The sequence below is a fragment of the Sphingomonas sp. RS6 genome, assembly GCF_054489705.1.
Genome location: NZ_JBTMWM010000003.1, coordinates 190,715 through 210,770, shown reverse-complemented (window position 1 = coordinate 210,770; position 20,056 = coordinate 190,715). Strand labels below are relative to the sequence as shown.

Annotated in this window: 17 protein-coding genes and 1 pseudogene; 7 read left to right on the top strand and 11 right to left on the bottom strand. The window is 64.9% G+C overall.

The genetic code is table 11. The features are described 5' to 3' along the window. Positions 1–8: 8 nt before the first annotated feature. Positions 9–2,228: a hypothetical protein gene (locus ACX40Y_RS08205; RefSeq protein ID WP_459119065.1), complete on the bottom strand. Its 2,220-nt coding sequence runs from the start codon at positions 2,226–2,228 to the stop codon at positions 9–11. 168 nt (positions 2,229–2,396) lie between these two features. Here ACX40Y_RS08205 and ACX40Y_RS08200 point away from each other — a divergent pair, with 168 nt between their 5' ends. Next, the gene (locus ACX40Y_RS08200) at positions 2,397–2,690 is read left to right on the top strand and encodes an Hpt domain-containing protein (RefSeq protein WP_459119064.1); all 294 of its coding nucleotides are present in this window, start codon (positions 2,397–2,399) and stop codon (positions 2,688–2,690) included. A gap of 85 nt (positions 2,691–2,775) precedes the next feature. Then, positions 2,776–3,630 (top strand): hypothetical protein, encoded by an 855-nt coding sequence (locus ACX40Y_RS08195; RefSeq protein ID WP_459119063.1) that lies wholly within the window; start codon positions 2,776–2,778, stop codon positions 3,628–3,630. Positions 3,631–3,639: 9 nt separating this feature from the next. On the opposite strand, the gene ACX40Y_RS08190 is transcribed toward ACX40Y_RS08195, so the two are convergent. The 8 genes and pseudogenes from ACX40Y_RS08190 to ACX40Y_RS08155 all read right to left on the bottom strand — a co-directional run bounded on the left by ACX40Y_RS08190 (position 3,640) and on the right by ACX40Y_RS08155 (position 12,588). Continuing rightward, entirely contained in the window at positions 3,640–4,338 is a 699-nt protein-coding gene (locus ACX40Y_RS08190) for an immunity protein Imm33 domain-containing protein (RefSeq protein WP_459119062.1), read from the bottom strand. Continuing rightward, positions 4,335–5,513 (bottom strand): vWA domain-containing protein, encoded by a 1,179-nt coding sequence (locus ACX40Y_RS08185; RefSeq protein ID WP_459119061.1) that lies wholly within the window; start codon positions 5,511–5,513, stop codon positions 4,335–4,337. The genes ACX40Y_RS08190 and ACX40Y_RS08185 overlap by 4 nt, the downstream gene beginning before the upstream one ends. Positions 5,514–5,589: 76 nt before the next feature. Beyond that, entirely contained in the window at positions 5,590–6,432 is an 843-nt protein-coding gene (locus tag ACX40Y_RS08180; protein WP_459119060.1) for an AAA family ATPase, read from the bottom strand. An 8-nt stretch (positions 6,433–6,440) separates the two neighbouring features. Beyond that, entirely contained in the window at positions 6,441–7,136 is a 696-nt protein-coding gene (locus ACX40Y_RS08175) for a DUF6975 family protein (protein WP_459119059.1), read from the bottom strand. Between the two features lie 208 nt (positions 7,137–7,344). Further along, positions 7,345–9,372 carry an RNA polymerase sigma factor RpoD gene (gene rpoD, locus ACX40Y_RS08170; RefSeq protein WP_459119058.1) on the bottom strand — a complete coding sequence of 676 codons (2,028 nt, stop codon included), beginning with the start codon at positions 9,370–9,372 and terminating at the stop codon, positions 7,345–7,347. Between the two features lie 43 nt (positions 9,373–9,415). Beyond that, the gene (gene dnaG, locus ACX40Y_RS08165; protein ID WP_459119057.1) at positions 9,416–11,311 is read right to left on the bottom strand and encodes a DNA primase; all 1,896 of its coding nucleotides are present in this window, start codon (positions 11,309–11,311) and stop codon (positions 9,416–9,418) included. Between the two features lie 124 nt (positions 11,312–11,435). Next, a pseudogene (locus ACX40Y_RS08160) lies at positions 11,436–11,555 on the bottom strand (PEPxxWA-CTERM sorting domain-containing protein); the annotation flags it as partial. 580 nt (positions 11,556–12,135) lie between these two features. Then, on the bottom strand, positions 12,136–12,588 hold the full coding sequence (locus ACX40Y_RS08155) for a GatB/YqeY domain-containing protein (protein WP_459119056.1): 453 nt from the start codon (positions 12,586–12,588) through the stop codon (positions 12,136–12,138). 141 nt (positions 12,589–12,729) lie between these two features. Here ACX40Y_RS08155 and carA point away from each other — a divergent pair, with 141 nt between their 5' ends. From carA to ACX40Y_RS08130, 5 genes are all read left to right on the top strand, one after another. After that, positions 12,730–13,896: a glutamine-hydrolyzing carbamoyl-phosphate synthase small subunit gene (gene carA, locus ACX40Y_RS08150; protein WP_459119055.1), complete on the top strand. Its 1,167-nt coding sequence runs from the start codon at positions 12,730–12,732 to the stop codon at positions 13,894–13,896. Next, positions 13,893–14,726, top strand: a complete 834-nt coding sequence (locus ACX40Y_RS08145; protein WP_459119054.1) for a ribonuclease E inhibitor RraB — start codon at positions 13,893–13,895, stop codon at positions 14,724–14,726. Before carA ends, ACX40Y_RS08145 begins: the two co-directional genes overlap by 4 nt. A 1-nt stretch (position 14,727) precedes the next feature. After that, positions 14,728–18,057 (top strand): carbamoyl-phosphate synthase large subunit, encoded by a 3,330-nt coding sequence (carB, locus tag ACX40Y_RS08140; RefSeq protein ID WP_459119053.1) that lies wholly within the window; start codon positions 14,728–14,730, stop codon positions 18,055–18,057. A gap of 213 nt (positions 18,058–18,270) precedes the next feature. After that, complete coding sequence (greA, locus tag ACX40Y_RS08135; protein ID WP_459119052.1) at positions 18,271–18,747, top strand: transcription elongation factor GreA; 477 nt, start codon at positions 18,271–18,273, stop codon at positions 18,745–18,747. Between the two features lie 8 nt (positions 18,748–18,755). Beyond that, on the top strand, positions 18,756–19,385 hold the full coding sequence (locus ACX40Y_RS08130) for a rhomboid family intramembrane serine protease (RefSeq protein ID WP_459119051.1): 630 nt from the start codon (positions 18,756–18,758) through the stop codon (positions 19,383–19,385). A gap of 46 nt (positions 19,386–19,431) precedes the next feature. Here the strand turns inward: ACX40Y_RS08130 and ACX40Y_RS08125 are convergent, their stop codons facing one another. Together ACX40Y_RS08125 and ACX40Y_RS08120 are read right to left on the bottom strand one after the other, a co-directional pair. Continuing rightward, the gene (locus tag ACX40Y_RS08125; protein WP_459119050.1) at positions 19,432–19,659 is read right to left on the bottom strand and encodes a DUF4170 domain-containing protein; all 228 of its coding nucleotides are present in this window, start codon (positions 19,657–19,659) and stop codon (positions 19,432–19,434) included. Positions 19,660–19,733: 74 nt separating this feature from the next. Then, positions 19,734–20,054: a hypothetical protein gene (locus ACX40Y_RS08120; protein WP_459119049.1), complete on the bottom strand. Its 321-nt coding sequence runs from the start codon at positions 20,052–20,054 to the stop codon at positions 19,734–19,736. Positions 20,055–20,056: the final 2 nt, after the last annotated feature.

The following is a 20,056-nucleotide window of genomic DNA, read 5'->3' as shown; positions in this document are numbered from 1 at the left end:
CCAAGCGATCAGGTGCGCAGCCGCTCGATCGCCTGGGCCAATGCGACGTACAGCTTGCCCATATCCGACGAAAGCAGCGTCACCGCGAGCGTGGAGCCATCGCGCAACGCCAGGATCTGCCGCAGCATCGCCTCGAAATCATGGATGTAGCGGTTCACATTGTCTCGGAACGCATCGTCCTGATCGTACAGCCTCAGAATTTCTCGGCTCTCATGCGGTTCGATGAGCCGAACAGCGCGACGCGTGAACACCCCGCGATCGCCCTTCAGATAGGCGGCCCACGCACTGTCGGTGATCTCGGTCGAGAAGGTCTTGGTGATATCGATCGAGGCTGAATGCAGCGCTTCGATCAACAGTGACACCCGCCGTGAGAAGGGGTCGCTTTCCGCCGCCTCCTTCGCCTGTCGCGCATCCTCGATCTGGGCGTCGAGCGCCGCACTCGCCTGGGTTAGCGCCTCCATCTGGGCGCTCAGATGATCGGACGCGCGCGCGGCGGCCGCCAGCGCGGCGTCGGCGGCTTGCGAGAGACTGGCGATCTGCTGCTCGACGGCCGCGCCGACGGCATTCTCGATCGCGGCGCCGCTCGCCTCCTCGAGCGCCCGGCTCGCCACCGGCACGATCTCCGACAGCGTTTCGCGCGCGTGATCGGCAACGGCAGTCGAGGTCTCGCGGACGCGGACCAGCGCTTCGGCGAGATTGGGCGCGGCGCTATCGGTGAAGCTGCGTGCCGCGGCGATCGCCTCGTCGATCATCTGGCCCAGCATCTCGGCCTGTTCGCCGCCGGTCGCCAGCGTTTCAAGGAGCGATGCCTGCGTCTTCGCCAGCGTGTCGCGCTGTTTCGCGACGACGTCGGCGATCGCTTCGATCGCGTCATGCGTGCTCTCGGCGGCGGTGACAAGCGCGAGCAGTTCCGGTTTGGAGGCCGCGACAACGCGGCGGCTTGCATTGATGCGGGTGTCGAGGCGATCGAGCGAGTCGGGCATCGTCTCGTCCATCTCACGCGCGGCAGCATCGAGCGCGGTCAGCAGCGCTTCGGACGTCGCGATCACCGATTGCGCCGTGCCCTGGCCGGCGCGCATCGCTTCGGCCATCGCATCGACCGACTGGTGCAGCACGCCGATCGAGGTCGCGAGCGACTGGGCGCGCTCGAGGCCGTTTGCATGGAGCGCTTCGAGATCCTGATCGAGTTCGTTGGCGCCGCGCGAGAGCCGCGCAAACAGCGCATCGCTCCGCATCTGTTCCTCAGCGAGACGCGCCGAAATGCGGACGATGGCATCCTCGATCATCGCCATCCGCTCGCTCATCGCGGCGGCACTGTCCTGCGCGGCGCGTTCGAGCGCGGCCTGATTGGCGCCGAGCATCGCAAGGATGGCTTCGCCCTGCGCGGCGATCCCCTTGCGCGAATGATCGACCGCCTCGGCAGCGCGATCAAGCACGGCATCGACCTGGCCGGACATCTGATCGGTGACCTGTTCGAGCCGGCTGCTCGCGGCCTCGCTGGTCGCTTCCATCCGCGCGATATGGGCGGCAAGCCGTTCGGCGGCACCGCCGGCGATGTTGTCCGCCTCACGCCCGCGCTCGCCGAGCGCCGAAAGCTGCGTGTCGAGCGATGCGGCGCGCTGGCTGGCAAGCAGCCCTGCGGCATCGACCCGTTCGGCAAGGCCGCGCATTTCGTCATGCGCCTTCGGCAGCGAGGCGAGGACCACCGAAACCCGACGCTCGGCATCGGCGGTGGCCTCGCCCAGCGTCGTGGCGGCCTCAGCAATCGCGGCGGCCTGGCGGGCGGCGACGCTGGCGGCGCTGTCCATCCGCTCGACGGCGCTGTCGCCGATCGCGGTCAGGCTGGCCCCCTGTTCGGCAAGCGAGGCCTGGATCCTGACGACCCGCTCGGCCAGCTGGCGGACCGTGCGATCTAGGCTGGCGGCTTCGGTCCGCATCGCGCGAGCAGTGTCGCCGAAGCGCCGCGCCTCGGCCGCGCTCGATCGTTGCAGCGCCAGATACAGCAGGACGACGAGCGCCGCCGGCATGCACAACGCGGCAATGAGCTGGACGAGCTGGAGCGGGGGCAGGCCGGCCTGAAGCGAAGGCAATGCCAGCCAGAGCAGCGCCGCCGACGCGGCAATGGCGATCAGAATTGCGATTGCGGGCGCGAGCCGCGATGACGCCTTCGGTTCGTGCGGATCGAATGCGGGGTCGTGCCAATCGTCTGCCTCCGGCAGATCGCGCATCAGCATCGGCTCCGTCAGCATCAGCCCTTCGGATTGGTTTTGCGGATCCGCAGACGCGGATTCGGCCGTGTTGCCCCCAGTCATCCGGCGATATGTATCATAATCGCACGTGCGACCAAGAGGCATGCGCACAACGAAGGGTTAACGGTGCGCGGCTAGGTTCACCGCATGGCTTATGATCCCGGCGCGATCGATGCGACCTTGGCGGCGGCACTCGGCGATGAACCGGCCTTGATCGCTGAGCTTCGACAGGCCTTTCTGGAGGGCGTGCGCGAGGCAATCGGCGACATGAAGGCTTCGGACGCGCCAAAGGCATGGCGGGACGCGGCGCTTCGGCTGAAGGGCCTGGCCGCCAGCTTCGGCGCAGTCCGCCTGATGGCGCTGGCCGAGGAAGCCGCCAGCGGCGCAGTGCAGAACGCAGCGCTGCTTCGCAAGATCGAGCAGGCCGTCAAACGCTTCTGATCGCGGTGGCAGCGAAGCCATCGACGCTTTTATTCGCAGTGCGGGTGTGTTATTTAGATCTAACACCCTAGATTGCGAGACAACGATGAAAGCGTTGGTGATTGCTGCAGGATTGCTTTGTGTCCTCGCCTTTACGGCGTCCGCACAAACGCAGACCGTTCCATCTGTCAGCGACGATATCGTGGTTCGGGGGCAGCGAGAGATTGAACCGAAGACCGCGAGGCGCTTCGTCCAGCAGATCAGCTCGTCTGTCGACGGCCAGATGACCAGGTTCAGCGAGCCGGTCTGCCCCAGCGTGTTTGGATTTGAAGAAGCCTATAACCGCATCGTCGCTGATCGGATACGGGCGGTCGCGGCGCAAGCCGGTGCAGAGGTTGGTCGAGAAGGTTGCCGGAGCAATCTGAACGTGCTGATCGTCCCCGATTCGGACGGGGCAGTCCGCGAGTTGCAGGCGAAGTTGCCCGGCATTTTTGACGGGGTGGATGATGCAGAACGCGCGCGCGCGCTGCGCGATGGCCCCGTTCACGCCTGGAATGCGATCGAGTTGCGTAACGAGGATGGACAGCCAGCGAGCGGTGGTACCCTCTATGTTAAAACGGCGTCGATCATCGATCGTTCGACGCAGCAAGCGATCGTTGGATCAACGATTGTGATCGAACAGCGGGCATCGCTCGGCAAAACACTGCGCCAGATCGCCGATTATGTGGCGCTGCGCGCGCTTGCGGGCGGTCGTCCACCAGCGCCAGGCGTGGCCGCGGATACGATCCTCACGCTTTTCGATTCGAACGAAGCCGCACCTGCAGGCGCGACGATCGTCGATCGCGCCTATTTGAAAGGTCTTTACAAGACGCGGCCGTCAGCGACCGGAACTAGCGCCCGAGCAAGGATTGCGCGGCAGATCGCTCGCGATACGCAACAAGCGGCGACTGAGACGCCCTGACTCGTCAAGCTACTTGGCTGCGGCGGACTCGGGTTCGAAGCGGCCGCTTTCCCAGTTGCGCACGAACGCCGATCCCACCGGCTCGTCGATCAGATGTATCCAGCTGTCATCGACGTTGAGGACCTTGCCCAGCGCGACATAGTCAATCTCGCGTGCATCGACCGCTTGGTCGTCGACGCCGCGATAATCGCCGCGGATACGCCAGCCGCTGTCGCTTTCGCCGCCCTCTTCGCTGAGCGTCGGGGGTTCGCGGTAGACATAGTGGACGGGCACCCGGTCCTCCAAGACGCACGCATCGACGAGGCACCTGGACCAGAATTCGCGGCGTCGGGGAGAGGATGGCGGTCGAACGCCACGATCTTCGCCCCAGCGCAGATCGATCACATCGTCGCGGCGGAATGCGATCCTGGCGCCGCGCCGCAGCTGGGGGATGTCGTAGGGGGTACTGTCGAGCAATCCCCACAGGCGATCGCCCTGGGCGCGCTCGATCGTCACCCACATGCGTTCCGCCGCATATTCGGACGAGGGCGGGACCGAGCGGACGATCAGCTTGGCGAGGTCGCCGGGGGCGAGCGCCAGCACCTCGTTCTCGGACGGCAGGAAGAAGGTGTAGGGCGCCGAGTCCGCGATCGGACGCGGATCTTCGATTGCGTAGCGGCCGAGCCAGCGTCGCCGCCAGCGCGACAGGATAGCACCCAGCCGGCTCACCGCTTGCGGCTCAGTTCGCGCATCGCGGCGTCGATGCCGGGAAGCGTCAGCGGGTACATGCGATCGTTCATCAGCGCGCGGATCATCGCGATCGACTGCGTATGCTGCCAATAGGCCTCGGGCACGACGTTCAGCCAGACCGTGGAGGGGAAATGGTCAGTCAGGCGCTGAAGCCATGTTGCGCCCGATTCCGTGTTATGATGTTCGACCGAACCGCCCGGATGGCTGATCTCATACGCGCTCATCGAGGCGTCGCCGACGAACACCACCTTGTGATCGGGGCCATAGGTCCGCAGGATTTCCTCGGTGGGCTTGCGTTCGCTGAAGCGGCGGCGATTGTCCTTCCACACGCCTTCGTAGAGGCAATTGTGGAAATAGAAGAATTCGAGATTCTTGAACTCGCTGGTCGCAGCCGAGAACAGCTCCTCGGACAGCATGACAAACGGGTCCATCGAGCCGCCGACATCGAGGAACAGCAGCAGCTTGACCGCATTGCGCCGCTCCGACCGCATTCGCACGTCGAGCCAGCCCTGGCGTGCCGTGCCGGCGATCGTCGCGTCGAGATCGAGCTCATCGGCCGCGCCGTCGCGCGCGAACCGGCGCAGCCGCCGCAAGGCCAGTTTGATGTTGCGCGTGCCGAGTTCGCGCGTCGAATCGACGTTGCGGAAGGCCCGACTTTCCCAGACCTTGACGGCGCGACCGTGGCGGGATTCGCCGCCGATACGGACACCCTCCGGATGATAGCCGCCATTGCCGAACGGGCTGGTGCCGCCGGTGCCGATCCATTTGCTGCCGCCCTGATGGCGCTCTTGCTGCTCGGCAAGACGTTCCTTCAGCGTCTTCATGATCTCATCCCACGATCCCAGCGACTCGATCGCCGCCATCTGCTCGGGGGTGAGGAACCGTTCGGCCACGGCGCGCAGCCATTCTTCGGGAAGTTCGACCGGGTTCAGCGCCCCCGGCGAGGCCAGGCCGTTGAAGACGCGGCCGAACACCTGGTCGAAGCGATCGATCATGCCTTCGTCCTTCACGAACGTCGCGCGCGCCAGATAGTAGAAGGCTTCGGGCGTATGATCGATCACGTCGCGATCGAGCGCCTCGAGCAGCAGCAGATGTTCCTTCAGGCTTGCCCGAATGCCTGCCGACCGCAGCTCGTCGAGGAAGGAAAGGAACATCCTCTCATTCTAGGAGGCTCGGGGCAGGGGCGTCCAGTCGCTTCGACCCGTCGTTCGACCGGCGCGTCCGCCGGCTTCATTTCTGGCGCCGGGCCATGAAGGCAAGCCGTTCGAACAGCATGACATCCTGCTCGTTCTTGAGAAGCGCGCCGTGAAGCGGCGGAATCGCCGATTTGGGATCGCGCGACTGGAGCACCTCGAGCGGCATCTCCTCGTGCAGCAGCAATTTGAGCCAGTCGAGCAACTCGCTGGTAGAGGGCTTCTTCTTGATGCCTGGAACGTTGCGAATCTCGTAGAAGATGTCGAGCGCGCGTGACACCAGCAGCTTCTGGATGCCGGGGAAGTGAACGTCGACGATCGCCTGCATCGTCTCGCGGTCGGGAAACTTGATATAGTGGAAGAAGCAGCGGCGCAGGAATGCGTCCGGCAAATCCTTCTCGTTGTTCGAGGTGATGACGACGATCGGCCGCTCACGCGCCTGCACATCCTCGCCCGTCTCGTAGACGTGGAACGCCATCCGATCGAGTTCCTGAAGCAGGTCGTTCGGAAATTCGATATCGGCCTTGTCGATCTCGTCGATCAGCAGCACGGGCAGGGTGGGGCTGGCGAACGCCTCCCACAGCTTGCCCTTGCGGATATAGTTGCCGATGTCGTGAACGCGCGGATCGCCCAGCTGCCCGTCGCGGAGCCGCGCCACCGCATCGTAATCATACAGGCCCTGCTGCGCCTTGGTGGTCGATTTGATGTTCCACTCGATCAACGGGGCGCCGACCGAGCGGGCGATTTCGTTGGCGAGGACGGTCTTGCCGGTGCCCGGCTCGCCCTTCACCAGCAGGGGGCGGCGCAGCGTGACGGCTGCATTGACCGCGACCTTGAGGTCGTCGGTCGCGACATAGCTCTGGGTGGTGTCGAAGCGCATGACGCGCTTTATCGATGCCGCGCTCCGACGATGCAAGGCTCGGCCGCTGTGCGGGCACCGGCGCGGGCGTCAAGCAGATCCCACAGCCCGCGATGCTGGGCAAAAACCTGTTGCGCGCCAAACAACATGGCGCGTTCGAGCGCCGGCTCACGCGCCAGCGCGTCGACGACGCTCACGGTCTCTTCGACGGGTGGCATCGCCGATGGCGCGACCTCCAGGCCGAACTGCTGCGCTGCGCAAACAAGCATTTCGCGGATGACCGCCCAGTCGATCGCAATCGCCACAGCGGCGCCGGTGGCGCAGCCCGCGCGATCGGACTGGGCGAGCATGTCGAGCGCATGGCACTGGGCGGCGGTCGCCGCCTCGCTCTCCGCCTGTCCCGGCGTGCTTGGCAACGGACCGGCGGCAGCGACGAGGCGCACCAGCATCGCCCGTTCGCCGGCGAAGGCGTTGGCCGCAGCCTCGATCCAGTCGCGCTCGACAGGCCGGCTCGCGTGCCGCAGCGCGTGATCGACAAGGCCCGGATGCCGGCCGTGAAGCAGCGCGACATAATGGACTGCATCGGTGAGATCGCGGGCCGGCACGCCACCCGAGCGGAGGCGGCGCAGATAGGAGTGTATTGCGGAGCCATCGGCGCCAGCCAGCGAGCCCATCGCTCCCCAGGCTCCGCCCAACTGCGCAATCTGTACCGAATCGAACGCCATTTCGCCCCCAATAGGCTGCAAGATCACCCGCGGTTGCGGTGCCCCCTTATGGCCCGACGGACGATACCGAAGCGCATAAAAAGGTGGTTTCGAAGGCATTAATCTTGAAGATTGGCAACAACGCTTCCCGCGAACGGCGTTGGCGCGCGCACAAACAAAAAACCCCGGCGCGACGCCGGGGTTTTTTCAGTTGCCGATTGGCCGGGCCTTACTGATCGAGGAAGCTGCGCATCTTGCGGCTGCGGCTCGGGTGCTTGAGCTTGCGGAGCGCCTTGGCCTCGATCTGGCGGATACGCTCGCGCGTCACCGAGAATTGCTGGCCAACTTCCTCCAGCGTGTGATCGGTGTTCATGCCGATGCCGAAGCGCATGCGCAGCACGCGCTCCTCGCGCGGCGTGAGGCTCGCCAGGACGCGGGTGACCGTTTCCTTGAGGTTCGCCTGGATCGCAGCATCCACCGGGATGATCGCGTTCTTGTCCTCGATGAAGTCGCCCAGATGGCTGTCTTCCTCGTCGCCGATCGGCGTTTCGAGCGAGATCGGCTCCTTGGCGATCTTCATCACCTTGCGCACCTTCTCGAGCGGCATGCTCAGGCGCTCGGCCATCTCCTCCGGCGTGGGCTCGCGGCCCTGCTCGTGGAGGAACTGGCGGCTGGTGCGCACCAGCTTGTTGATCGTCTCGATCATGTGCACCGGGATACGGATGGTGCGCGCCTGATCGGCGATCGAGCGGGTGATCGCCTGACGGATCCACCAGGTCGCATAGGTGCTGAACTTGTAGCCGCGGCGATATTCGAACTTATCCACCGCCTTCATCAGGCCGATATTGCCTTCCTGGATGAGGTCCAAGAACTGCAGGCCGCGATTGGTGTATTTCTTGGCGATCGAGATCACGAGGCGAAGATTGGCCTCGACCATCTCCTTCTTCGCGATGCGCGCCTCGCGCTCGCCCTTCTGCACCATGTTGACGATGCGACGGAACTCGTTGAGCGACATGCCGGTCTGCTGGGCGATCTCGCTCATCTCGGTACGGATACGATCGACCGACGCGGATTCGTTCTCGACGAAATTCTTCCACTTCTTGTCGACCGACTGCACCGTCTGCAGCCAGTTCTCGTCGAGCTCATGGTCGACGTAACGGTCGAGAAAGTCCTTGCGGCTGACCTTGTGGCGCTCGGCAAGGCGCAGCATCTGGCCGCCCAGCGCGGTGAGGCGCCGGTTGAAGCTGTAAAGCTGATCGACCAGATATTCGATCTTCGCCTGGTGGAACTGCACGCTCTCGACCTCGGCGGTGAGTTCCTCGCGCAGCTTGTGATATTTGCGTTCGTCGGCCGAGGGCAGATCGTCGCCGGCGCCCATCGCGTCGAGACGCTGCTGCTGGACGCGCGCGAACTTCTTGTAGAGCGCGGTGATGTTGGCGAACTTCTCAAGCGCCTGGGGCTTGAGCGTCTCTTCCATCTGGGCGAGCGACAGGGTGTTGTCGTCCTCATCCTCTTCGGCGGGACGTCGGGCGCGACGTTCGGTCAGGCCGTCATCTTCCTCCGACGACTCTTCCTCGACCTCTTCTTCTTCCTTGTAGGATGGGCCGGTGTTCGACTCGCTGATCTCGTCATTGTCGTCCTCGGCGCCCTCGACCTGCTCGGCCGACGGACCCTTGGAGAGCATCGCGTCGAGATCGAGGATCTCGCGCAGCTGCATCGTGCCTTCGTTGAGCGCGGTGGACCAGCCGATGATGGCGTTGAACGTTATCGGTGATTCGCACAGGCCGAGAATCATCGTGTCGCGGCCTGCCTCGATGCGCTTGGCGATGGCGATTTCGCCCTCGCGGCTGAGCAGCTCGACGGCGCCCATCTCGCGCAGGTACATGCGCACCGGATCGTCGGTGCGATCGACGGTTTCCTTCTTCTTGACCGCTTCGAACGCGGGGGCAGAATCGTCCTGGCTATCGGAAGCGTCGACCTCGTCGATCGCCTCTTCCTCCTGCTCCGAATCCTCGCCGGCGTCCTCATTCTCGACGACATTGATGCCCATGTCGTTGAGCGCCGCCATCACGTCCTCGATCTGCTCCGAGGTCATCTGATCCTGCGGCAGCATCTCGTTGAGCTGATCGACGGTGATATAGCCGCGCTTCTTGGCACGCGCGACGAGCTTCTTGATCGAACCTTCGTTCAGGTCGATCAGCGGCGCATCACCTGCTTCGATCGTGTCGTCGCCGCCGCTGCCATTCGCCTTCGCCATCAAATCCCTCGAATTCAAGATGGCGGCTATTTTAACACCGCCTCTAATCGTCAAAAATCTCGTCGTCCGCAAGCATCAGATTCGCGAGGCGCGCCTGAAGCTCCTGACGCTGCCGGAGCAACGCCACCTGCCGCGCAAAGGCGGCATCGTCGCACTGCTCGCGCATCGCGGCCGTCGCACTCGCCAGGGCGGAATCGACAGCCGGCTGCGCAACCATCACGGCAATCGCCTCGTTCAAGTCGTCACGCGCCTTCGCCTCGTCACCGCCTGGGCGGGTGAAGGAGAAGGGGATCGTGCTCGCCTTGAGCAAATCGTTCGCCGCTGAATCGAAACCGGACGACGCCAATATGGTGAGGAAATCCTCGCTATCAAGTTGACGGCGCTCGGGGTTTGCCATCGCGATCTCGACGATCGCCTCGAACAGCGGCCCCAATTGGCCGGCCGCGCTGGGCAGGCTGCCGAGCACTTCCATGTGACGGGCGATCTCGCCGGGATGGCGGATCAGGCCGGTGAGCACGGCGCGGGCAAGGATCGGATCGAGGCCGCCGGCCTGAACGCCACGGATCAGCGGCGAGGGAGGCGGCTCGGGCGGTTGCCAGCCGCCACGCGCGTTTCGCGTGCCGCGGGCGGGGCGGGGGGCATTGCCGCCGGAACGCTGGCCGGAACTGAACTCGCGCCGGCCGCGACCAAGATGCGTGTCCGATCGTTGGCGAAATTCGCTGATATATTCGTGCTTTACACCCGAATCATTGATCGTCTCGGCAAGTTCGGCAAGCCGCCGCTTGAGGCCGGCGCGCTGCTCGGGCGTCTCGAGCGGACCGGCCGCGAGTTCGCTTTCCCACAGGCGGTCGACCAGCGGCTGGGTGCGCGCGAGCAGCGCCTCGAACGCGGCGGCGCCTTTTTCACGGACCAGGTCGTCGGGATCCTGTCCCTGCGGCAATGTGACGAAGGCGAGGCTGCGCCCGGGCGCGAGCATCGGCAGCGCGCGATGCGCCGCCCGCAGCGCTGCCTTTTGCCCCGCGGCATCGCCATCGAAGCACAACAGCGGCACCTCGGCGATGCGCCACAGTCGCTCGAGCTGATGTTCGGTCAAGGCGGTGCCGAGCGGCGCCACCGCTTCCTCGAATCCGGCCTGGGCAAGGGCGATCACGTCCATATAGCCCTCGACCACGATGATGCGGTTCGCCTTGCGCGCCGCCGCCTGGGCGCGATCGAGATTGTAGAGCGTGCGGCCCTTGTCGAACAGCGGTGTTTCCGGCGAATTCAGATATTTGGGCTCGCCTTCGCCGATGATGCGACCACCAAAGGCGATCACCCGGCCGCGCACATCGCGGATCGGGATCATCAGCCGGCCGCGAAACCGGTCATAGGGCTCCTTGCCCTCGACGGCGATCAGCATGCCGGATTCGACCAGCATCGCATCGCCATAGCCCTTGAGCGCATCCTTGAGCTTGCCGCGCGAATCGGGGGCGAAGCCGATGCCGAACGCTCGCGCGGTCTCGGGCTTGATGCCGCGCCGCTGAAGCACGGCGCGCGCCTCCGCGCCCTCGATGCCGTTCAGCCGCTCGGCAAACCACTGGGCGGCGTCGCCCATCAGTTCGTGCAGACCTTTCGCGCGTTCGGCCTTTTCGGCGGCGCGGCGGTCCTGTTCGGGCATGTCGAGCCCGGCGGCCTGGGCCAGTTCCTTGACCGCGTCGATAAAGGGCAGGCCGCGCTGATCGGTCATCCAGCGGATCGCATCGCCATGCGCGCCGCAGCCGAAGCAGTGATAGAAGCCCTTGTCGTCGTTGACGTAGAAGCTCGGCGTCTTCTCGTTATGGAACGGGCAACAGGCGCGGAATTCCTTGCCCGCGCGCTGGAGCTTCACCGATTTGGCGATGAGCGACGAAAGCGTGGTGCGGGCGCGCAGTTCGTCGAGAAAGGCGGGCGTCAGGGTCAAGCGACACCGCCGCGACGGGAGATAGCAGGAACGGAATCAGGGCGGGCTGGTCGGCGCATGGCCCGCCTTGTAGGGGCGCTGCTCGCGGCGGGGAAGCGCCCCGCCGCGAGTGTTTTCGCCCCGGTCAGGCGTAGGCGACGCTGACCTTGGCCTTCTGATAGGCGCGGCGGCGAAGTGCCGAACCGGCAAGGCCGAAGCCACCGATCAGCATCGCCCATGCCGCCGGTTCCGGCACGGCGCCGCCCATGGCCGAGATGGTGAGCGTGTAGGTACCCGGCCCGTTGAACTGGGTGAGGTTATAGGTGCCGACGAGGAAGGTCGGGTCTGCCTCCGTACCAGAATAGAGCTGGGGACCGTCCGTCGCGATGAGCACCGCGCCACCGTAAAAGTCCTCGATCTGAATGCCGCCGTCGAACGACGAGTTGAAGAAAGTGATATCGGCAACATCGAAGATCGAGTCCGGGAAGCCGGGCACGTCCCAGAGCGTGAAGTAGATGCCGTCGAGCACAACATCCGGCACCGGATTTGAATCAAGCACGAACGATGCGCTGTAGTCACCGCTGATAACGAACTGCAAAGGATCGGCAGCTGCGGGCGATGCGATTGCCAGGCTGGCGCCTGCCGCAGCTGCGAAAAGACCAATGTGCTTCATCGTGATTGTCCCCTGTTATGGCGCGAGTCGCCGAACAGAGTTGACCACGTAAGTTAACCGCTTGTTAAGCATTTTTTACTGCGGCGCGGATCTTTGTGACATTTTTGTGCGTTGCCACCGTGTGGCAAATGTCTGCCGCGCCGTCCCCCCTTGATCTGCGGATGATGCGGAATCAGCTCAACGCCGACTTTACGAGGCCGCTGGCCTTGCTCATGTCGAGCTGCGACGCATGGCGCGCCTTCAGCTCCGCCATCACGCGACCCATGTCCTTCATGCCCGATGCGCCAAGTTCGACCTTGATCGCCTCGATCGCCGCCATGGTTTCCGCCTCGCTCATCTGCGTAGGCAGGAACCGTTCGATCACCGCGACCTCGGCGGCTTCGGCGTCGGCCAGTTCCTGACGGCCGCCCTTGGTGTACATCTCGATCGACTCGCGGCGCTGCTTGACCATCTTCTGCAGCACCTCGATCACCAGTGCATCGTCGTCGGCGGGGGCGCTGCCGGTACGCGCCTCGATATCGCGGTTCTTGATCGCGCTCTGGATCAGGGTGATGGCGGCGCGGGACTGCTTGTCCCCGGCCTTCATGGCGGCGATCTGGGCAGCCTTGATATCGTCGCGAATCATCGTCTCTCTCGATCTTGTGCGGGAAAGCGGATGGCATAGCGGAACCCGCCAAAACTTAACAGATTGACGCTTGCGGCGCGGGGGTCTAGCGGGCGGCCCTTAGCAACATCGCAAAACCCAAAGCAGGAGTGCCCGCCCCAAATGGCCGACGCCAAACCCTTGTCCATGCCCGTTGGAGCCACGGGCGTTCTGGTTCTGGCGAGCGGCGAGATATTGTGGGGTCGAGGATTCGGTGCCGAAGGCGATGCCGTCGGCGAGGTGTGCTTCCACACCGCGATGACCGGCTATCAGGAGATCATGACCGACCCGAGCTTCGCCGGTCAGATCATCAACTTCACCTTCCCGCACATCGGCAATGTCGGCGCCAACCCCGACGACATCGAAGCCGATGACCCGCACGCGCTGGGCATGATCGTCCGCGAGGACGTGACCGAGCCGTCGAACTTCCGCAGCACCGAGCATCTCGATGCCTGGATGGCGAAGCACAAGCGGATCGGCCTGTCGGGCATCGACACCCGCGCGCTCACCCGCCGCATCCGGCTGGGCGGCGCGCCGAACGGCGTGATCGCGCACTCGAAGTCCGGCACGTTCGACCTCGACGCGCTGCTGGAGAAGGCACGCGGCTGGCCGGGGCTGGAGGGCATGGACCTCGCCATCACCGTGTCGTGCGAAACGCATTTCGGCTGGGAAGGCGGCGTGTGGAAGCTCGGCGCGGGCTATGACACTAGCCGCGGCGAGAGCAAGCGCCCGCAGGTCGTCGCGATCGACTATGGCTCGAAGCGCAACATCTTCCGCAACCTGGTGCATGCCGGCGCGGACGTGACCGTGCTGCCCGCCACCGCGACCTTCGAGCAGGTGATGGCGCTCAACCCCGACGGCTTCTTCCTCTCCAACGGCCCGGGCGATCCCGCAGCGACCGGCGAATATGCCGTGCCGGTGATCCGCCAGCTGCTCGAGACCGGCAAGCCGCTGTTCGGCATCTGCCTCGGCCACCAGCTGCTCGGCCTCGCGGTGGGTGCGCAGACCACCAAGATGTTCCAGGGCCATCGCGGCGCCAACCACCCGGTCAAGCGGCTGGAAGACGGCGCCGTCGAGATCACCAGCATGAACCACGGCTTCGCCGTCGAGCGCGAGAGCCTGCCGGCCAATGCCCGCGAGTCGCATGTGTCGCTGTTCGACGGCTCCAACGCCGGCATCGAACTGACCGACCGTCCGGCGTTCAGCGTGCAATACCACCCCGAGGCCAGCCCGGGCCCGCAGGACAGCCTCTATCTGTTCGAGCGGTTCGTGGGGATGATGGCCAAGTGAGGGATGCGCCCGATCTTTCGGTCGCCGGTGATAACGATAGCTGGATTCTTCTCGATCGACAGACTGAAGACGGTTACCCCCTGGTCGTCCTAGCCCGCACTGGGAATGCCTCGGTCGTCGATGCTGTGCGCAACGACTTCGTGACAGTCGTAAGGGCGATTGCTGATTCAGATTTGGTCAACGATGGCCGCATGCCACTACATAGCGATAGGCTTTATCCAGTTGAGGAGGGGATAGCTCAGGCGTTGAGCGCGATCGGCGTCGGTGCCCTTCATGTTGCCAGCATCACTGGGGATGGCCAGCGTCGGATGATCTATACCCATGGCGAGCCCTTGGACTTCGCACCGTTGCTAGAGCGTTTTTGCCCGGATGGTTATGCGCTGAACGCTGGATTGGATGAAAAGCAGTCGTTGATCGACCTGATCACGCCGACCGCCATCGATGTGAAATTGAATGGCGATATGAGCGTCATCTCCCACCTTGAAAAAAATGGCGATGACGGAACGGTGCAGCGTCGTACTGACTTTTGGTTTTATGGTGACACTGAGCGTCTTGCGGAACTTGCTGAAGAACTCGGCCAGTCGGGCTTCGTGTTCGATCGATGGCTCGCCGAACCTGATGGCGTTGTGCTTTCACGCGAGACTTCTGTTGATCTTGAAATCTTTCGTAATCTGACACCGATGTTGGTCGATGCCGCTGAGAAGCACGGCGTTGAATATGACGGTTGGGAAACTTCCGTTGTTCGAAGCGGCGACGACGAAGTGACGCCTGCCGTCGCATCCAAACCAATATCAATCCTGACCAAAATTTTCGGGGCCAAGAAGAACTGATATGCCAAAGCGCACCGACATCTCCTCCATCCTCGTCATCGGCGCGGGGCCGATCGTCATCGGTCAGGCGTGCGAGTTCGATTATTCGGGCACGCAGGCGATCAAGGCCCTGAAGGAAGAGGGCTATCGCATCGTCCTGGTCAATTCGAACCCGGCGACGATCATGACCGATCCCGAGCTGGCCGACGCGACCTATATCGAGCCGATCACGCCCGCGGTCGTCGCCAAGATCATCGAGAAGGAGCGGCCCGACGCGGTCCTGCCGACGATGGGCGGCCAGACCGCGCTCAACACCGCGCTGGCGCTGTTCCGCGACGGCACGCTGGAGAAGTTCGGCGTGACGATGATCGGCGCCGATGCCGATGCGATCGACAAGGCCGAGGACCGGCTGAAGTTCAAGGACGCGATGACCAAGATCGGGCTCGAAAGCGCCCGCTCGGCGATCGCGCACACCGAGGCCGAGGCGCTGACCGCGCTCGACTATGTCGGCCTGCCGGCGATCATCCGCCCCAGCTTCACCATGGGCGGATCGGGCGGCGGCATCGCCTATAATCGCGAGGAATTCATCGCGATCGTGCGCTCGGGGCTCGACCTGTCGCCGACCGCCGAGGTGCTGATCGAAGAGTCGCTGCTCGGCTGGAAGGAATATGAGATGGAGGTCGTCCGGGATCGGAACGACAATGCCATCATCGTCTGCTCGATCGAGAATATCGATCCGATGGGCACGCACACCGGCGATTCGATCACCGTCGCGCCGGCGTTGACGCTGACCGACAAGGAATACCAGATCATGCGCAACGCTTCGATCGCGTGTCTCCGGGAGATCGGCGTCGAGACCGGCGGTTCGAACGTCCAGTTCGCGGTCAATCCGAAGGACGGCCGCCTGATCGTGATCGAGATGAACCCGCGCGTCAGCCGCTCCTCGGCGCTGGCGTCCAAGGCGACCGGCTTCCCGATCGCCAAGGTCGCGGCCAAGCTGGCGGTGGGCTATACGCTCGACGAGATCGACAACGACATCACCGGCGCCACCCCGGCGAGCTTCGAGCCGACGATCGATTACGTCGTCACCAAGATCCCGCGCTTCGCCTTCGAGAAGTTCAAGGGCGCCGAGGCGGTGCTGGGCACGGCGATGAAGTCGGTCGGCGAGGTGATGGCGATCGGCCGCTCGATCCATGAATCGATCCAGAAGGCGCTGCGCGGGCTGGAGACCGGCCTCAGCGGCTTCAACGATGTCGACCGGCTGGTCGGCGCGCCGCGCGACGTGATCGAGGCGGCGCTCACCGTCCGCTCGCCCGATCGGCTGCTGATCGCGGCGCAGGCGATGCGCGAGGGTTTCAGCGTCAAGGACGTCCAGCGCTTCACCAGCTACGATCCCTGGTTCCTCGAGCGGATCGCCGAGATCCTCGAGGCCGAGAAGGACGTCGCGACCAACGGCCTGCCGCAGGACGCAGCCGGCATGCGCCGCCTGAAGGCGATGGGCTTCAGCGACAAGCGCCTCGCCTATCTCGCGCTCAAGTCGGTCAATCTCCGCGCGGGCAGCGAAGTCATGGCGCGCAGCTCGGGCCTGATCGGCGAGGTGGCCAACGCCATCTCCGGCGGGGTGACCGAGGCCGAGGTGCGCAAGCTGCGCCACCGGCTGGGCGTGCGCCCGGTGTTCAAGCGGATCGACACCTGCGCGGCCGAGTTCGAGGCGAAGACGCCGTACATGTACTCGACCTATGAGGCGCCCAGCTTCGGCGAGCCCGAGAACGAGGCCGAGCCGAGCTCCGCCCGCAAGGTGGTGATCCTCGGCGGCGGCCCGAACCGGATCGGCCAGGGCATCGAGTTCGACTATTGCTGCTGCCACGCCTGCTTCGCGCTGGCGGACGCGGGCTATGAGACGATCATGGTCAACTGCAATCCGGAGACGGTGAGCACCGACTATGACACGTCGGACCGGCTCTATTTCGAGCCGCTGACCGCCGAGGACGTGCTCGAGATCCTCGAGGTCGAGAAGTCGAAGGGCGAGCTGGTCGGCGTGATCGTCCAGTTCGGCGGCCAGACCCCGCTCAACCTGGCCAAGGCGCTGGAGGATGCGGGCATCCCGATCCTCGGCACCAGCCCCGACGCGATCGACCTGGCCGAGGACCGCGAGCGCTTCGCCGACCTCGTCGCGAAGCTGGGCCTCAAGCAGCCTGCCAACGGCATCGCGCGCAGCCGCGACGAGGCGGTGCGCGTGGCCGAGCGGATCGGCTATCCGGTGCTGATGCGGCCGAGCTATGTGCTGGGCGGCCGGGCGATGGAGATCGTCGACAGCCTCCAGCAGCTCGACGACTATATCCAGACCGCGGTGCAGGTCTCGGGCGACTCGCCGGTGCTGATCGACCAGTATCTGCGCGACGCGATCGAGGTGGACGTGGACGCGATCGCCGACGGCACCGATGTGGTGGTGGCCGGCGTGCTCCAGCATATCGAGGAAGCCGGCGTCCATTCGGGCGACAGCGCCTGCTCGATCCCGCCCTACAGCCTGCCGGCCGCAATCATCGCCGAGATCGAGCGGCAGACCGTGGCGCTGGCGCGTGCGCTCAAGGTCAAGGGGCTGATGAACATCCAGTTCGCGGTCAAGGACGGCGAGGTCTACCTGATCGAGGTCAACCCGCGCGCCAGCCGCACCGTGCCCTTCGTCGCCAAGGCGATCGGTGCGCCGATCGCGAAGATCGCCAGCCGGGTGATGGCGGGCGAGAAGCTGGCGACCCTGCCCAAGATCGACCGCGACATCGATTATATCGCGGTGAAGGAAGCGGTGTTCCCCTGGGCGCGCTTCCCCGGCGTCGATCCGGTGCTCTCGCCCGAGATGAAGTCGACCGGCGAGGTGATGGGCATCGACAAGGATTTCGCGACCGCCTTCGCCAAGTCGCAGCTCGGCGCGGGCACGGTGCTGCCCGATGGCGGCACGGTGTTCGTCAGCGTCAAGCAGGGCGACAAGGCGGTGGTGCTGCCGGGGGTGAAGATCCTCGCGGATCTCGGCTTCAAGATCATCGCCACCGGCGGGACCGCCGACTTCCTCGCGGCCGAGGGTATCGCAGTGGAGCGCGTGAACAAGGTGGCGCAGGGCCGGCCGCACATCGTCGATCGTATCCAGGACGGCGAAGTGGCACTGATCTTCAACACCACCGAAGGCTGGCAGTCGCTGAAGGACTCGATGAGCATCCGCGCTTCGGCGCTGGCGCAGAAGGTGCCCTATTTCACCACCGCGCCCGCGAGCGTGGCGGCGGCGCGCGCCATCGCCTCGCTGAAGGCGCAGGCAATCGACGTCATGCCGCTTCAGGCATTTTACGCCGACAAGGCGTGATTTCGGCGCGGTGTTCGGCCCGCCTCGGCACGCCGGGCCGGGTAAAGACGCGCGGTAACGAAGGCCGGCTGCGGTGGCGACTTGATGTTTATCGCCGCCGGCCTTACATTTCGCGTTCGCACAATCGACTTTCCCCAGCGATGTGGTGGTGCGAACGTCCCCTGATGCGGGACGGGCGAACTTGGGGGCGTTTTTCACGAGGAACTTGGGCGTATGGCTACGGTCGAAAAGATGCCGATGCTGGCGGAAGGCTATCAGAAGCTCACCGATGAGCTGAAACGCCTGAAAGCCGAGCGCCCGCTCGTCGTCGACGCGATTGAGGAAGCGCGCGCGCATGGCGACCTTTCCGAAAACGCCGAATATCATGCGGCGAAGGAGCGGCAGGGCCAGATCGAGGCGTCGATCGCCGACATCGAGGACAAGCTGAGCCGCGCTCAGGTGATCGATCCCAAAGAGCTTTCGGGCGACAAGGTGGTGTTCGGCGCAACCGTGACGCTGCTCGACGAGGACGATAAGCCGATCCGCTATCAGATCGTCGGCCAGACCGAGGCGGACGCCAGCAAGGGCCGCATCTCGTACAACTCGCCGATCGGCCGCGCGCTGATCGGCCGCCGCGTCGATGACGAGGTCGAGGTCTCGGTGCCGGCGGGCGAGCGTTACTATCTGGTCTCGCGGATCGAATTCATCTGAGCCGTTCAATGCCGCGCATAACCGCGACGGGCGCGATCATCGTCGTCACGGCGCTGGTCAGCCTGCTGATTACCCTGTCCTCCGATCCGCTGGCATTTCAGTATCTCGGCGGCTTCATCCCTGCGCGGGTTTCGCTGGGGCTGACGCTGCCGGGGGCCTGGGCGGTGCCGACCTGGCTGACCCCGCTCAGCGCGGCGCTGATCCATGCCGGCATCTTTCACCTCGGCATGAACATGCTGATGCTCGGCTTTACCGGTCAATCGACCGAGCGGGTAATCGGTGCGCGCGGACTGGTGATGCTGTATCTAATCGGCGCCTACGCCGCGGCGGCCGCGCAATGGGCGGTCGACCCGCTCTCCGAAGCGCCGATGATCGGCGCGAGCGGTGCCACGTCGGCCGTGGTCGGCGCCTATTCGCTGTTGTTCGGCCGCCAGCGCGCCAAGCCGATCGGGCCGATCCCAGCACAGGCGGTGCACGTGATATGGCTCGCGCTCGCCTGGACTGCAGTCAACCTGCTGATGTGGTTCGCCTTCCTGCGCGGCGGGGTCGCCATCGCTGCGGCGGCGCATATCGGCGGCTTTCTCGCCGGACTGGCGCTCGCTAGGCCGCTGCTGCTCTGGCGCTGGCGCGGCGCCTGACCGCGCGACGCCACCGCAAGTGGATGGCGTCGCGCGGCTGATCGGCTCAGGCGGCGGGCTTTTCCAGATCGGGTTCGAGCATGCGGTGGAGATGCACCACCACATAGCGCATTTCGGCGTCGTCCACGGTGCGCTGGGCAGCCGCGCGCCACGCCTTTTCGGCGCTGGCATAGTCGGGAAAGATGCCGACCACGTCCAGTTTGGACGGATCAACGAAATCGAGCGTCATCGGATCGGCTACGCGGCCACCGAAGACCAGGTGGAGCTTGCTCATCAGGCCTCCTGAAAGGGTAGGGGATGCCGCAGCCCTTAGCGGGTCTGCGGCATCGCTCAACCCTTTATAGGCGATCAGCGCCTGGCGCCCGCGTCCTTTGCGGCTTCGATGACGTTGCCGAACAGCGCCGAGACGCGCTCTTTGGTGGCGTCGGCATCGGGAATCAGCGAATCGAGCTGCTGGCGGCCCGATTCCCGGGCGGCCTGGGCGGCGGCGGTGGCGCCCTCCGCCAGACGGCGGCCGATCGGCTCGAGTGCTGCGCGCTCGCGCTCGAATCGCGGCAGAAGCATGCCGATCAGCACGCCCACGGCGACTCCGCCGGCGAGCAGCAGCGCCGGATTGTCGGTGATGCCGGCGCTTTCGCTGCGCTCGGAAGCGTTGTTGATGTCGCTCATCG

Bases quoted from the DNA above. Each gene is read 5' to 3' on its own strand.
- ACX40Y_RS08120 (WP_459119049.1), bottom strand. From the start codon at position 20,054: ATGAGCGACATCAACAACGCTTCCGAGCGCAGCGAAAGCGCCGGCATC.
- carA (WP_459119055.1), top strand. From the start codon at position 12,730: ATGGCCGACGCCAAACCCTTGTCCATGCCCGTTGGAGCCACGGGCGTT.
- ACX40Y_RS08205 (WP_459119065.1), bottom strand. From the start codon at position 2,228: ATGCGCGATCTGCCGGAGGCAGACGATTGGCACGACCCCGCATTCGAT.
- ACX40Y_RS08125 (WP_459119050.1), bottom strand. From the start codon at position 19,659: ATGAGCAAGCTCCACCTGGTCTTCGGTGGCCGCGTAGCCGATCCGATG.
- ACX40Y_RS08200 (WP_459119064.1), top strand. From the start codon at position 2,397: ATGGCTTATGATCCCGGCGCGATCGATGCGACCTTGGCGGCGGCACTC.
- ACX40Y_RS08155 (WP_459119056.1), bottom strand. From the start codon at position 12,588: ATGATTCGCGACGATATCAAGGCTGCCCAGATCGCCGCCATGAAGGCC.
- ACX40Y_RS08175 (WP_459119059.1), bottom strand. From the start codon at position 7,136: ATGGCGTTCGATTCGGTACAGATTGCGCAGTTGGGCGGAGCCTGGGGA.
- greA (WP_459119052.1), top strand. From the start codon at position 18,271: ATGGCTACGGTCGAAAAGATGCCGATGCTGGCGGAAGGCTATCAGAAG.
- ACX40Y_RS08180 (WP_459119060.1), bottom strand. From the start codon at position 6,432: ATGCGCTTCGACACCACCCAGAGCTATGTCGCGACCGACGACCTCAAG.
- rpoD (WP_459119058.1), bottom strand. From the start codon at position 9,372: ATGGCGAAGGCGAATGGCAGCGGCGGCGACGACACGATCGAAGCAGGT.
- carB (WP_459119053.1), top strand. From the start codon at position 14,728: ATGCCAAAGCGCACCGACATCTCCTCCATCCTCGTCATCGGCGCGGGG.
- ACX40Y_RS08185 (WP_459119061.1), bottom strand. From the start codon at position 5,513: ATGTTCCTTTCCTTCCTCGACGAGCTGCGGTCGGCAGGCATTCGGGCA.
- ACX40Y_RS08130 (WP_459119051.1), top strand. From the start codon at position 18,756: ATGCCGCGCATAACCGCGACGGGCGCGATCATCGTCGTCACGGCGCTG.
- ACX40Y_RS08195 (WP_459119063.1), top strand. From the start codon at position 2,776: ATGAAAGCGTTGGTGATTGCTGCAGGATTGCTTTGTGTCCTCGCCTTT.